10 protein-coding genes and 1 riboswitch are annotated in these 12,679 nt (G+C 67.0%); of the genes, 6 read left to right on the top strand and 4 right to left on the bottom strand.

Going from position 1 to position 12,679, the window contains the following annotated elements:
* Positions 1 to 20 precede the first annotated feature (20 nt).
* Positions 21 to 581, top strand: a complete 561-nt coding sequence (gene frr, locus PLZ73_06040) for a ribosome recycling factor (GenBank protein HOO77434.1) — start codon at positions 21 to 23, stop codon at positions 579 to 581.
* A 148-nt stretch (positions 582 to 729) separates the two neighbouring features.
* Positions 730 to 1,269: a YkgJ family cysteine cluster protein gene (locus PLZ73_06035; protein HOO77433.1), complete on the top strand. Its 540-nt coding sequence runs from the start codon at positions 730 to 732 to the stop codon at positions 1,267 to 1,269.
* A 10-nt stretch (positions 1,270 to 1,279) separates the two neighbouring features.
* On the opposite strand, the gene PLZ73_06030 is transcribed toward PLZ73_06035, so the two are convergent.
* The gene (locus tag PLZ73_06030) at positions 1,280 to 1,903 is read right to left on the bottom strand and encodes a hypothetical protein (protein ID HOO77432.1); all 624 of its coding nucleotides are present in this window, start codon (positions 1,901 to 1,903) and stop codon (positions 1,280 to 1,282) included.
* Complete coding sequence (locus PLZ73_06025) at positions 1,903 to 6,558, bottom strand: HEAT repeat domain-containing protein (protein ID HOO77431.1); 4,656 nt, start codon at positions 6,556 to 6,558, stop codon at positions 1,903 to 1,905. The genes PLZ73_06030 and PLZ73_06025 overlap by 1 nt, the downstream gene beginning before the upstream one ends.
* A 168-nt stretch (positions 6,559 to 6,726) precedes the next feature.
* Between PLZ73_06025 and pgi the strand changes: the two genes are divergently transcribed.
* Positions 6,727 to 8,340 carry a glucose-6-phosphate isomerase gene (pgi, locus tag PLZ73_06020; protein HOO77430.1) on the top strand — a complete coding sequence of 538 codons (1,614 nt, stop codon included), beginning with the start codon at positions 6,727 to 6,729 and terminating at the stop codon, positions 8,338 to 8,340.
* A gap of 11 nt (positions 8,341 to 8,351) precedes the next feature.
* Here pgi and PLZ73_06015 read toward each other — a convergent pair whose 3' ends face one another.
* Positions 8,352 to 9,488 (bottom strand): hypothetical protein, encoded by a 1,137-nt coding sequence (locus tag PLZ73_06015; protein HOO77429.1) that lies wholly within the window; start codon positions 9,486 to 9,488, stop codon positions 8,352 to 8,354.
* A gap of 119 nt (positions 9,489 to 9,607) precedes the next feature.
* On the opposite strand from PLZ73_06015, the gene PLZ73_06010 reads away from it, so the two are divergent.
* Genes PLZ73_06010 through PLZ73_06000 form a run of 3 tightly spaced genes read left to right on the top strand, consistent with a single transcriptional unit; the run spans position 9,608 to position 12,095 of the window.
* Positions 9,608 to 10,069, top strand: coding sequence for a Fur family transcriptional regulator (locus tag PLZ73_06010; GenBank protein ID HOO77428.1), 462 nt, complete (start codon positions 9,608 to 9,610; stop codon positions 10,067 to 10,069).
* A complete protein-coding gene (locus PLZ73_06005; protein ID HOO77427.1) occupies positions 10,066 to 10,293 on the top strand; it encodes a FeoA family protein in 228 nt (75 codons plus the stop codon). Before PLZ73_06010 ends, PLZ73_06005 begins: the two co-directional genes overlap by 4 nt.
* On the top strand, positions 10,290 to 12,095 hold the full coding sequence (locus tag PLZ73_06000) for a ferrous iron transporter B (GenBank protein ID HOO77426.1): 1,806 nt from the start codon (positions 10,290 to 10,292) through the stop codon (positions 12,093 to 12,095). The genes PLZ73_06005 and PLZ73_06000 overlap by 4 nt, the downstream gene beginning before the upstream one ends.
* On the opposite strand, the gene PLZ73_05995 is transcribed toward PLZ73_06000, so the two are convergent.
* On the bottom strand, positions 12,079 to 12,462 hold the full coding sequence (locus PLZ73_05995) for a LysR family transcriptional regulator (GenBank protein HOO77425.1): 384 nt from the start codon (positions 12,460 to 12,462) through the stop codon (positions 12,079 to 12,081). The genes PLZ73_06000 and PLZ73_05995 overlap by 17 nt on opposite strands.
* Before the next feature lie 37 nt (positions 12,463 to 12,499).
* Positions 12,500 to 12,654, top strand: a riboswitch (cobalamin riboswitch).
* Positions 12,655 to 12,679: the final 25 nt, after the last annotated feature.

Raw genomic sequence — 12,679 nt, 5'->3', positions numbered from 1 at the left:
GACAGGCAAGGAGGTTCAGAATGCTCCCCGAGGAAGCCCTTGAGGAGATGGAACTGAAGATGCTGAAATCGGTCGACGTGGTCAAGGGCGAATTCGCCTCGATCCGGACCGGGAAGGCGTCTCCGGCCTTGATCGAGAACATCGTCGTCGATTATTACGGGACCCGGAGCCGGTTGCGCGACCTGGCCGGAATTTCCACCCCCGAAGCCCGTCTCCTGGTCGTTCAACCCTGGGATCCGAACTCTCTCTCCGATATCGAGAAGGCGATCATGCAGGCCAACGTGGGGCTCAATCCCTCCAACGACGGCAAGATCATCCGGATTCCGGTTCCCGAGATCAGCGAGGAGCGCCGCCGCGACCTGGTCAAGGTGATCAAGAAGATCGCCGAGGAAGGCAAGGTTTCCATCCGCAACGTTCGCCGCGAGGCCAACCATCAGATCGAGGAACTGGGGAAGGGAGGGAAGGTCCCCGAGGACGAGAAGTTCCGCTTTCTGGAGGAGGTCCAAACCAAGACCGACGAGTACGTCAGGGAGATCGAGGACCTGCTTGCCGCCAAGGAGCGGGAACTCCTCGAGATCTGAGCGGCGTTCGTCTCCCTGGCCGACCGCGATCGGCCTTCCCCCACCGGTAAGTCAATCCGCATCCGCGCCGACCGGCGCCCGTTCCGGAGACGGTCCGGGCGGGCGGAACCGGCGGCAACGTTAAACCTCAGTCCGAGGGCGTACAACCATGAGCGACGAATGCCGAAAGTGCGCCCTGGCCGGCACCTCGTGCTGCCAGGGCACCCAGATCGTTTTAACCACCGGGGACCTCTCCCGGATATCCGCCTTTCTGGGAGAAGAAGGGTTCCATACCGTGGAACTACCCGATCTTCAATATCTGGATCCGGGGTACGATCCCGAATGGCTCTCCCTGACGCTGCGGCCCGACGGCCGCCGCCTGGTTCTCAAACGCAGCTCCGAGCTGCGGTGCTGTTTTCTGCAAGAAAAGGGCTGCCGTCTTCCCGCCGACCTTCGGCCGCTGATCTGTCGCCTTCACCCCTATGCCTACACCCGGGAAGGCATCCTGGGGATCGACGAGACCTGCCCGCTGGCGAACGACCCGGGCTGGCCCTTCCGGCTGGAGGGGATGGGGATGCCGGCGCAGACCGCTCGGGAATGGCACCGCCTTCTCTACGCCGAGCTCCAGGCCGACCGCGACCGCGAGCTGCCGCCCCTGCGCCCGCCGCGCCCCGCCGCCCCCTGCGGCCCGGTCCGGGTCTGCGCCTGAGCTGCCCGGTTCAGGTTTTTCCCGGTTTCCCGGCGCGGCGGGAAAAAACGGTGTGGCGGCAGGTCAGGACGGCGCAGGTTCCGAAAAAAAGCAGGAAGAGAGCCGCGGCCGCCGCCGGTGTTCCTCCCGGGAGGTTCGCGGCCGTACGTTTCATGCCGAGCAGCGCCCGCCCGCCCGCCGCCGCCGTCCCCAGGAAGAGGAGGACTCCGTACGTCACCAGCCGCAGAGCTCCGACCGACTCCAGTCCCCGCCGCAGCCGTTCTTCCGCCGCGCCTGGATTAAACGCCCGAACCGCGGCCAGGGGGGCGGCGAGAATCCCGGCGGCGAAACCGCCCCCCAGAGCCGCTCCGTAGAAAAATCCGCAGAAAGTCACGCCTTCCCGCCACCCCCCCGCGCCGCCGCCGGCCAGGAGAAAGGCCACGGGCCCCGCGGCCGCGAAGGGGATAAGATCCCAGGGAAATCTCCGGGGCCGGTGGAGGATGCCTTCGATCGCCCCGGCGCCGACGATCAGGACGATCAAGGCCGCCGTCGCCGGGATGCCCTCGATCCAGGAAAATTCGCCGCTCCAGCCCGCCGCCGCCGCGTAAGCGGCGGCGGCGGCGAAGACGAAAACGCCCCGGAGCCAGGCGCCCATCAGCCGGGAGCCGTCCCCGTCGCGGCCGGAGGACCGTCTTCTCCGAGGAGGAGCAGGGCGGCTCGGGCGGTGGCGGCCTCGATACCGGGCTCTCCGGCGGCCAATTCCCGCAGGCGGTCGACCGTCTCCGCCAGGCCCAGCTCGCCCGCGGCGGTTTCGGCCCGCAGGCGCACCCCCCGGTCGGGGTCGTCCAGGGCCCGGCGGATATGTTCTTCCTGATCCTGGTCGGGAAAGGCCCGCAGGGCCTCCAGGGCCGCCCGCCGAACCCGGGGTTCGGTGTCTTCCAGGGCTTGGATGACGGCGCCGAGCGTGCGCGGGTCGATCAACCGCCCCAGGGCCAGGACCGCGCTGCGGCGGACCCAACCGTCAGGATCGCCGCCGGCCTCGGCCAGGGCCAGGGCGACGTCCCCCCCCCCGATTTTGCCCAACGCGCCCGCGGCCCGGGCCCGGACCAGCGGGGAAGGGTCGCGCAGGGCCTTATTCAGCGCTTCGAGCGCGTCGCCCGCGGCCAGCTCCCCCAAAGCTTCGGCCGCCGCCGCCCGGACTTCTTCTTCCCCGTCGCCCAGCGCTCCCAGGAGACTGAAGGCGCTTTCCGGGTTGCCGATCATGCCCAGGGCTTCCGCGGCATTGGCCCGCACCTCGGGGCGCCGGTCGCCGAGAAGTTCGACGAGAACGTCTTCCGCCTCCGGGCTCTGCAGTCTCCCCAGGGCCGCGGCGGCGGCGGCGCGGACCTCGGGGGATTTGTCCGCGGCGGAATCGATCAGGGAGGCCAGGGATTCCGGATAGCCGAGGTTTCCGAGGCTGGCGACCGCGATGGTGCGGTTGAAAGCGTTCTCGTCCCGGAGCATCGCCATCAGGGAGGGAAGGGCTTTGCGGGAACCGGAGCGGCCCAGGGCCGCGGCCGCTTCGCGCCTGATCTCGCGGGCCGCATCCCCGAGGGCTTCGACGAGGACGTCGAGCGCCGCCGGGGTCGAGAGTTTCCCCAGGAGCCGAACCGCCGTCCTCCGGACCCTGGTGCTTCCGTCGGCGGCCGCCGCGATCAGGGCGTCCAGCCCCAACTTGTCGGGCTGCTCGGCCAGGATGAGAAGGGCGGTCAGGCGGACTTCGGCGTCGGCGTCGCGGAGCGCTTTCGCCACCTGGGGTTGGGCGCGGGGAAAATCGATCTTTCCGAAGTACTCCAGGGCGGCGACCCTGAGCATGGCGTCCGAACTGCCCAGGGCCTCGAGCATGGCCTCGGCGGCTTCGGGAGCGGCCGTCCGGGCCAGGGCCCGTCCGGCGGAGAGCCGGACCGCCCAGTTCCGGTCCCGGAGGGAGTCGATCAGGATCGGCAGGGACCGCGGTTCCCCCAGTTTCCCTAAAAGCTCGACCGCGATCCGGCGCAGGTCCGGGTTCTTCTCCCGGGCCAGATCGAGAAGCCGCTCCAGGTTCCCGGACGTCACGGTTTCGCTTAAAAGGATGGAGACGAGGTTCCCGTCCCATTCGGGGGCGGTGGTGATCTTTTCCAAAACGGTTTCAAGAACGTCGATTCCCGGGCAGCGGCGCAGGGCCCGGGCGGCTTCCCGGCGGATCCACGAATCCTGATCCAGCAGCGCCCCGGCCAGGCTGCTCCCCGCCCGGGGAGATTTGAGTTCCCCCAGCGCCTGGATCACCGAACGTCTCATCGGAGGCGATCCTTCCGCGAGCGCCCGGTCGAGCAGATCGACGACGTTCTCCGCTCCCGTCTTCCCCAGGGCGGTGATCGCGGTTCGTCTCACTTCCCCGGCGGGATCGTTGAGGGCCCGGATCAGGGCGCCCACCGCATCCTCTCCCCCCACCTCTCCCAGGGCCGCGGCCGCGCGTCGGCGCACCCAGCTCACCGGGTCATCCAGCGCCTCCAGCAAACTCCCCCGGGCGGCTTCGCCTCCGATTCTTCCCAAGGCCCACGCCGCCCGGCTCCTGACCTCGCGACGTTCGTCCCTGATCGTCCGGCAGAGCGGTTCGAGCGCGCGCGGATCCTTCATCTTCCCCAGGGCGTCGGCCGCCGCCCTCCGCACCCACCAGTCCTCGTCTTCCAGGGCGGCGATCAGCGGACTCACGGCCCGGTCGTCCCCCAGGACGCCTAGGGTGACGGCCGCCCCTTTTCTGACTTCGGGGTCTTCGTCCTTGAGTTTGCCCACGAGGGCGTCCAGCGCCCGGCGGTCGTGGATCCGGGCCAGCAGCCGCGCCGCCGTGCCCCGGATATCCGCCGCCGGGGCGTTGAGGATCTTCAGGAGACGTTCCAATTCCGCCGCCGTAACCACCTGCTCCAGAGCCTGTCCCGCGGCTTTGCGCACTTCGGGAACGGGGTCGTCGAGAATTTCCAGAAGTTCTCCGACGGCTTCCCGGTCCTGAAGCCTTCCCAGGGCGGCGGCCGCCGCCGCCCTGGATTCGGGGTCGTCGCTGATCAGGCAGGCCCTCAGCGGCGCGCAGGCCTCGGCGTCGCCCATCAAACCCAGGGCGCGGATCGCCGCCCGGCGAACCACGGCCTCTTCGTCCTCGAGCAGACGGATGAGCTTGAAGGGACTTTCGTTCCTGCCCACCCGCCCGAACGCTTCCGCCGCCGCCGCCCGCAGGAAAGGGTCTTCGTTGTCCAGGAGCGCGGCGACGGCCTTGCCGGCTCCTTCCCCGCCCAGGCGCCCCAGCGCCCTGGCCGCCGAGATTCTGACTTGGCGCACCGGGTCCGCGATCAGAGCCGCCAGAACCTCCGTCAGTTCCCGGTTTCCTCCCCGCCCGATGATCCCGGCGGCCAGGGCCCGCAGCGCGGGATCGGGGTCTTCGACGGCTCTGCGGACGGCGTCCGCGGCCTCGCCGCCCCCGATCCGCCCCAGGGCTTCGATCCCGGCCCGGCGCACCCGGACTTCGGGGGAGCCGAGAAGCTGTTCCAGTTGCCGGATGCTCTCCCGATCCCGCAGTTCCCCCAGGGCGGTGGCGGCCGAGATCCGCACGGAAGCGCTGATCTGGTTCAGGAGAGGGCGGATGGCGACCGCGTCTTCCGCCTCTCCCAACCACCCCAAGCTTTCCGCTGCCGCTCCCCGGGGAAGAGGGGAGCCGTCCTCGAGCAAAGTCATGAGGAATTTGCGGGCCCGAGGATCCCCCAGCCGGCCCAGGGCGGCGGCGGCCGCCGCCCGCACCCCGGGGTCGGGATCCCCCAGGGATTCGACCAGGAGACGGAACGATTCCGGGTCGGGGGTCAGGGCCAAGAGCCGGTTGGCGGCGCTTCGGATCAGAGGGTTGTCGTGGGCGGTTCCCTGCCTGAGCAGTTCGACGGTGACGGTGCTGACCAGAACCCCCAAGGCGGTTTCGGCTTCGTCCCTGACCCAGCTTTCGGCGTCTCCGGTGCAGGCCAGGAGAGCTTCCACCGCCCGGTCGTCTCCGATCATCCCCAGGGCCGCGGCCGCCTGGGCCCGAACCCCGCACTCTTCGTCCTTAAGGGTTTCCATCAGAGGCGCCACCGCCCGGTCGTCCCCGATCCGGCCCAGGGACAGCGCGGCCGTGGCCCGGATGGTCCCGGAGGTGATCTTGATCGGGGGGAGCCGATCTTTTTCTTTGACTTTACGGGCCGGTTCCTCGCCCCCCTCCTCCTCGGCTGCGGGGACGTTATCGACCCCTCCGGCCGCCTCTTCCTCCAGGAGGAGCCGCCGTTGCCGGGCGAGGATGGCGTCGCGCTGCTCCGGGGTGATCAGGCCGCGCTCGATCATCAACTCGCCGAGAAGAACGTGGCGCCCCTCGTTGCTTTCGATCTCGGACTGGAGCCGCAGGGCCTGATGAAGCTGCTCGGGAGTTATGAGCCCGTGCGCTACGGCCAAGGCGCCGAAGGTGGTCGGTTCGACCGGCGCCGCCCCGGTTTCTTCTCCGGGTTCCGCCACCGCGACCTCCGGCTCCGCCGGCGGGGGCTTATGGTCGCCCGTTCTTTTTTCGATCAGGGTGAGGAGGTGGATAAGGGGCGCGACGGCCTGGGTGTCCCCCAACAGGCCCAGGGCTTCGGCCGCGGCCCGCTTGACCGCGGTTTTGACGTCCTGGAGGAGCCCGATCAGGGGTTTGACGGCTTTCAGGCTTCCCGCCTGCCCCAACGCGCCGGCGGCGCTGGCGCGGACCCCGGCGTCGGAATCTTCCAGACGCTCCAGAAGAGCTTCGACTCCGAAGGTGGAGCCGATGACGCCCAGGGCGTCGGCTCCCGCCGCCCGGACGTCCGCGGCTTCGTCCGCCAGGGCTTCGACCAGATGGGGGTTGGCCTGTTCGGTCCCCACCCTCCCCAGGGCCAGGGCGGCGCTGGCGCGGACCCAGGAATCGGGATCGTGGAGCAGCCCGGCGATGGAGGGGACGGTCGAGGAAATCCTGAGGGCGCCCAAGGCCAGCACTCCCGCCGAGCGAACCTCACGCTCCGGGGAGCGGAGCAGTTCCCGCAGCGGCTCGGCGCTCCGGGCGTCCCGGACCATTCCCAGGGCGTTGGCCGCCGCCGCCGCGACCAGGGGCGAATTGTCGTGGAGGCAGTTGATGAGCGGCTGGGTCGCCGCCGGGTCGCGCAGCCGTCCCAGGCTTCTGGCCGCTTCCGCCCGGGCTTCTTCGTCGCCCCGGGCCAGGGTTTCGATCAGGTCCGAAACTGTGAAGGCGAAGGCATTTTCCCCGGTGGTGTTCATGGTGGCGTCGCCGGATATTGTACCCGGGGTGCCCTCGGCGAGAGAAGCGAAAACCCGTCTTCCGCGGCTGCGGCAAAGTAGATGAACGGTTCACCCCGGGCGCGTATAATCGGCCGGGTCTGCAACTTGCCAACCGCCGCGCCGGGCGCGGACAGCAAAGGGAGAGCCATGAGTGCGTTGACCGATTCCGCCCCCTGGCGGGCCTTGATCGAACAGAGCGAGCGCATGCGCGGTTTCGATCTCCGGGCCGCCTTCGCCGCCGACCCCGACCGCAACCGGCGTTTTTCCCTGGTCGCGGGCGACCTTTATCTCGACTACAGCAAAAACCTGGTCGACGAAAAGACCATGAGCCTGCTCGCGGCCCTGGCCGAAGCGGCCGGACTTTCCGGAGAAATCGAACGCATGTTCGGGGGGAAAAAGATCAACCGGACCGAAAACCGGGCCGTGCTTCATACCGCTCTGCGGGCACCCGCCGGCGCAGTCGTCGAAACGGAAGGCGAGAACGTCGTCCCCGCCGTGCAGGGGGTTCTGAAGAAAATGGAGGCTTTCGCCCGCCGGGTCCGCGACGGGGAGTGGCGGGGATATACCGGCAAAGAGATCCGCGCCGTCGTCAACATCGGCATCGGCGGTTCCGACCTGGGGCCGGCTATGGCCGTCAAGGCGCTGGGAGCCTACGCCCACCCCCGACTGCGGTGTTTTTTCGTTTCCAACGTCGACGGCACCCACCTGGCCGAAACCGTCGGGGATCTCGATCCCGCGGAGACGCTCTTCATCGTCTGTTCCAAGACCTTCACCACCCAGGAGACCGTCGCCAACGCCGTCTCCGCCCGCCGCTGGCTGGTGGAAGCCCTGGGCGCTTCGGAAGCGGTTTCCCGGCACTTCGTGGCCGTCTCCACCAACGCGGAGGGGGTGGGCGAGTTCGGGATCGATCCGGAGAATATGTTCGAGTTCTGGGACTGGGTGGGGGGGAGGTACTCGATGTGTTCGGCGGTGGGGCTTTCCCTGATGCTGGCCGTGGGCCCCGAGCGTTTCCGGGAGATGCTGGACGGTTTCCATCGGATGGACCTTCATTTCCGCGAGGCCCCCCTTGATCGGAACCTCCCGGCGGTCCTGGCCCTGCTCGGGATCTGGTATAACAACTTTCTCGGCGCGCAGACCTACGCGGTGCTTCCCTACGACCAGTACCTGAGCCGGTTTCCGGCCTATCTGCAGCAGCTCGACATGGAATCGAACGGCAAGTCGGTCGACCGGGAAGGCCGCCCCGTCGACTATCAGACCGGCCCGATCGTCTGGGGCGAGTCCGGGACCAACGGCCAGCACGCTTTCTACCAGCTCATCCACCAGGGGACCAAGCTCGTTCCCTGCGATTTCATCGGCTTCGCGCATTCCCTCAACCCCCTCGAGGGTCATCACGCCAAGCTTATGGCCAATTTCGTCGCCCAACCCGAAGCGCTGGCTTTCGGGAAGACGCCGGAGGAGGTCCGGGCGGAAGGAACGCCGGAGGCGCTGGTCCCCTTCAAGACCTTCACCGGAAACAGACCCACCAACACCATCCTCGCTCCCCGCCTCGATCCCTCGGTCCTGGGCCAGCTCGTGGCCTTGTACGAACACAAGGTTTTCGTTCAGGGAGTGGTGTGGAACATCTTTTCCTTCGACCAATGGGGGGTGGAACTGGGGAAGGTTCTGGCCAAGAAGGTGTTGGCGGAATTGACCGGCCCGTCCCGGCCCGAACTCGGCCACGATTCGTCCACCGCCGCCGTCATCAGCCGTCTCCGCGGCTGAAGGGAGCCGGGTCAGTCCTGGTTGCAGAAACGGGCCTTGGAAAGCTCGTCCGTCGAGTCGAAGAGAATCTCCAGGTAAACGTAGATCTGGGGGACGGCGTAACGCCAGTAATCGACGCCGTCGTAGTGCTCGTCGGCGTCGGGGGTGATCCGCTCCCACACCAGCCCGGGAGAGACCCCCAGCCGCAGCCAGTCCCGCCAGATCTTGTGATAAAACCGCAGAGAAAGCTCCACCGTCTCGATCTTGAACGAGGGCCAGGTGTGGCCGTCGATATCGGCTTCGAGACTGACCGCGAAATTTTCCCCGTGGAGGTTGGAAAAATCCAGCTTCTGGATGGCGAAGTGCTGGGAGAGATCGACGCCCGAGGAGGTGTTGGAGTAGGTGACGGTGGAGTCGCTCTGGATCAACGTGGCCGGGTCGGGGAGGAAATTAAGCTCCAGGTCCGTCTTTTCCCCGAGGCCGTCGTCGGCGTACCAGTAGACGTACTGGGTGGTCCGGCAATAAATGGGATCGAGGGGGAAGGAGAAGCGCAGCTGGGGTTTGACGTAGGGGATCGGGGGCCAGCGGAACTTGATCCCGCCGCTGAAATTGAAGTTCACTTCCTCGGTGGAGATGATGAAATAACGCAGCCCCGCCGAAATCCGGTCGTCTTCCTCCTTGTCGTTCGATTCGAAGTAGTCGGAGTTGTATTCTCCCTCGATGTCGTTGTCGTTGCTGAGGAAGGCGTGGAACCGGTTTTCGAGGATGGGCAGGGGAATGGACGCGGCAAAATCGCTTTTGAATTTGAACCCCGCGTAATCCTTGACCCGGAACCCGCCGCGGACCCGTACCCAGGGGTTATGCGGCTGGTCCATGATCTGGGTATCGGGGGTTCCGAAGTATTGGTCGAAACGGCTTACCTGGGAATTCATGATCGAATAGAGACCGCGGTAGGCCTGGTCCACAAAGGTGTTCTCCACCGGGGTCGGTCCGGGAACGGGGGTGGGCGAGGGGCTGGGGGAGGGGAGCGGGCTGGGGGAAGGGGAGGGCGAGGGGGTGAAGGCGGGGGTCGGGAGAGCGGTCTCTCCCCGGCCGATGCCGGCGCGGGCCAGAAGCATCAGGGCGACCCCCACCACGAGCAAGCGCGGGCTGCTGGGATGAGGTTTCATGACCCCGGAATTGTAGCTTCGCCGCGCCGGCCTTGGCCAGCAGACTTTCTCCGGCAAACAATCGCTTGACAGGGCGTACCGAAAGCCCCAAGATATGGAAACTGAGATTCATTATCAATATGAAACCGGCAATCGACAACGAAGCCGACGCCCTCTTCCGGGAATTTCTCCGCCGGCGGGGCTTGCGCTATACCCGGGAGCGCCGGGCGGTGCTGGAAGCGGTCATGGAATCCCGCGATCATTTCGCGGTTCACGAACTCCATGAACGGATCCCCCGCCGCGGCCTCGCGGTGGGGTTGGCCACCGTCTATCGGCTGATTCCCCTGCTGGAAGAGGCGGGGCTGATCCGGCGGGCGGCCTCCATTCAGGGTTCGCAGATTTACGAGCGGGTTTCGGGAGCGGAACCGCATTACCACCTCCTCTGTTCGGGCTGCGGGCGGCTCGAGGAAGTCGCCTCGGAGCCTTTGACCCGATGTATCGACGCCGTCTGCCGGGAACGGGCTTTTCTCCCTTCCGCCGGCCGTCTCACCATCCGCGGCCTCTGCGCGCGCTGCCGGAAAAAGAAGGAGGGGAGGGCGTGATCAGGCTGACCGAGCTGAGGGACGGCGAAACCGCCCTGGTGGTCGGATTCGAGGAAGGCGCGGGTGGCGCCGCGCGGGTGGCGGCTATGGGGTTGAGAGTAGGCAAGACGGTGACCAAGATCAGCGGGATGCCCTTCAAGGGTCCGATCGTGGTTCAGGTGGGCGGCACCCGGATCGCTCTCGGTCACCGCATGGGCGCCCGCGTTCTGGTGGAGAGGCCGTGAACGCCCCGTCCCATCCCTCCGTCGCCCTGGTGGGGAACCCCAACGTCGGTAAAAGCGTGGTTTTTTACCGCCTGACCGGGGTTCACGTCATCTCTTCCAATTACCCGGGGACGACGGTCGGATATTCCCGGGGCAACCTCACCTGGCCTTCGGACCTGGAGGACGGCGGCGACGGCCGCTTCCGGCCCGGGCAGCGCATCGAGATCATCGACGCGCCCGGAGTCTACAGCCTCGACGCCGCTTCGCGTTCGGACCGGGTCGCCTTGGAGATCCTCCGGGATTCGGACTACGCCGTCTGCGTGGTCGACTCCACCAACCTGGAGCGGAACCTCTATTTCGTCCTGCAGGTGCTCGAGTCCGGGGTCCCGGCGATCGTCGCGCTCAACATGTGGGACGAAACCGCCCACCGGGGAGTGAAGATCGACGCGCCCCTCCTGGAGGAGATGCTCGGGGTCCCGGTCGTTCCCACCGTCGGCATCACCGGGGAAGGGATCCGGGAGATGGTGGCCCGCCTGCCCCAGGCCCGCTCCCCGGGCTTGGGTCCCCTGAGCGAGGAAGACCGCTGGCTCGCGATCGGGCGCATCGTTTCCAGGGTGCAGACCCTGGTCCACCACCACCATACGTTTCTGCAGACGCTCTCCGATCTCAGCGTCCGCCCCTGGACCGGGATACCGATCGCGGTTCTGGTCATTCTGGGGGCGTTTTCCCTGGTGCGGCTGCTGGGGGAGTTCCTGGTGGCCGGTGAAGTGGGGGTATGGGGGGAGCCGTTTTTAAAAATCGGTTTCGGGACCGAATACCTTTTTCGAACCCTGTGGGTCCCGGTGGTCTCGCGGCTCTCCGAGTGGCTGGGCGGCGCGGGGTTCGTTCACGACCTTCTGGTCGGACACCTGATCTCCGGGCGCGTCGACCTGATGGATTCCTTCGGGATGCTCACCACCGGCATCTTCATTCCCCTGGGCATCGTTCTGCCCTATGTCGCCGTTTTTTACCTGGTCCTGAGTTTCCTCGAAGACTTCGGCTACCTCCCCCGTCTCGCGGTTCTCCTGGACGGGGTCATGCACCGGGTCGGGCTGCATGGGTACGCTATTATCCCCACCCTCCTGGGACTGGGGTGCAACGTCCCCGCCATTCTCGCCACCCGGATACTGGAGAGCCGGAGGGAGCGGTTTCTGGCTTCGACCCTGATCTCGATCGCGGTCCCCTGCGCCGCGCTGCAGGCCATGGTCGTGGGCCTCCTGGGGCGGTGGGGCCTGCGCTACGTGGCCGCCGTTTATCTGGCGCTCTTCGCCACCTGGCTGGGCCTCGGTTTCGTCCTCAGCCGCCTGGTCAAAGGTTATTCCCCCGAGTTGATCATCGAAATCCCCCATTACCGCCTCCCTCCGCCCGGGCCGTTCCTGCGCAAAGTCGGGGTGCGGGTCTGGTGTTTTCTCCGCGAGGCGCTCCCCGTGATTCTGATCGGGGTGGCGGCCGTGAACGTCCTCTACTTCTTCGGCGTTTTCGATCGTCTTTCCCGCTGGGCGGCGCCGGTGGTGGAGGGCCTGCTCGGGCTTCCCCGGGAATCGGTGGCCGCCCTGGCCATCGGGTTTCTGCGCAAGGACATGGCCGTGGGGATGCTGGAGCCGCTCGACCTCGCACCCGGGCAGCTGGTGGTCGCCTGCACCGTTCTGGCCATGTTCTTCCCCTGCGTGGCCACCTTCACCGTTCTGCTCAAGGAACTGGGGACGAGGGATTTTCTCAAGTCCCTGGCGGTGATGGTGGGGGCGTCCCTGGGGGTGGGGACGCTCCTCAATCTTCTGATCTGAGCCCCGGTGCGGCCCGGTCTTCCCGGTCCCAGCCGCTCCCGAGAAACCGTTGGAATCCGGCCCGGGCGGCTCGATCGACCTCGGCCTGGTAACGCTCGTAGGCTTCCAGGAACCGGCGGCCGAAGGGGGTAAGCTCGGTCCCGCCCCGGCTGTCGCCTCCACGGGTCCGGTTGACGACCTTGCGCCCCAGGTTCTTTTCCAGGCGGTTGACGATCCGCAGCGCCTTGACGTAGGAGAGCTTCATACTCCGGGCGGCTCCCGAGATCGAGCGGCACTCGTCGATGTTCTTCAAGAGCCAGACCAGGCCGATGCCCATGAACCCTTCGCCCCGGTTATTGATCAGGGAGAGCTTGATCTTGGCGTCCATGCCGCTATAGTCACGGTCCGGGTGCGGAAGGGCAAGAAAATTATTGACCGGCGCCGGCTCCGGAGATTAGAGTTCCGCCATAGTAGAATTACGCGCGGAGCAGGGGAAACCCGGTGAGACTCCGGGACGGTCGCGCCGCTGTAACTCCCACGGGAGAAGTCAGAACGCCCTGCCGCGCGTGCTCAAGGACCTTCGCGTAAAAGAGCCTGGGAGCCGT

The organism is bacterium (assembly GCA_035380285.1).
GTDB lineage: Bacteria > Auribacterota > Erginobacteria > Erginobacterales > DAOSXE01 > DAOSXE01.
Note: the sequence above shows the minus strand (reverse complement) of the source record. Positions and strands in the feature narration are given on the sequence as shown.

Excerpts from the sequence above, each read along its gene's own strand:
- PLZ73_06010 (HOO77428.1), top strand. The coding sequence starts at position 9,608 with ATGAAACCGGCAATCGACAACGAAGCCGACGCCCTCTTCCGGGAATTT.
- PLZ73_06030 (HOO77432.1), bottom strand. The coding sequence starts at position 1,903 with ATGGGCGCCTGGCTCCGGGGCGTTTTCGTCTTCGCCGCCGCCGCCGCT.
- PLZ73_05995 (HOO77425.1), bottom strand. The coding sequence starts at position 12,462 with ATGGACGCCAAGATCAAGCTCTCCCTGATCAATAACCGGGGCGAAGGG.
- pgi (HOO77430.1), top strand. The coding sequence starts at position 6,727 with ATGAGTGCGTTGACCGATTCCGCCCCCTGGCGGGCCTTGATCGAACAG.
- frr (HOO77434.1), top strand. The coding sequence starts at position 21 with ATGCTCCCCGAGGAAGCCCTTGAGGAGATGGAACTGAAGATGCTGAAA.
- PLZ73_06025 (HOO77431.1), bottom strand. The coding sequence starts at position 6,558 with ATGAACACCACCGGGGAAAATGCCTTCGCCTTCACAGTTTCGGACCTG.
- PLZ73_06015 (HOO77429.1), bottom strand. The coding sequence starts at position 9,488 with ATGAAACCTCATCCCAGCAGCCCGCGCTTGCTCGTGGTGGGGGTCGCC.
- PLZ73_06035 (HOO77433.1), top strand. The coding sequence starts at position 730 with ATGAGCGACGAATGCCGAAAGTGCGCCCTGGCCGGCACCTCGTGCTGC.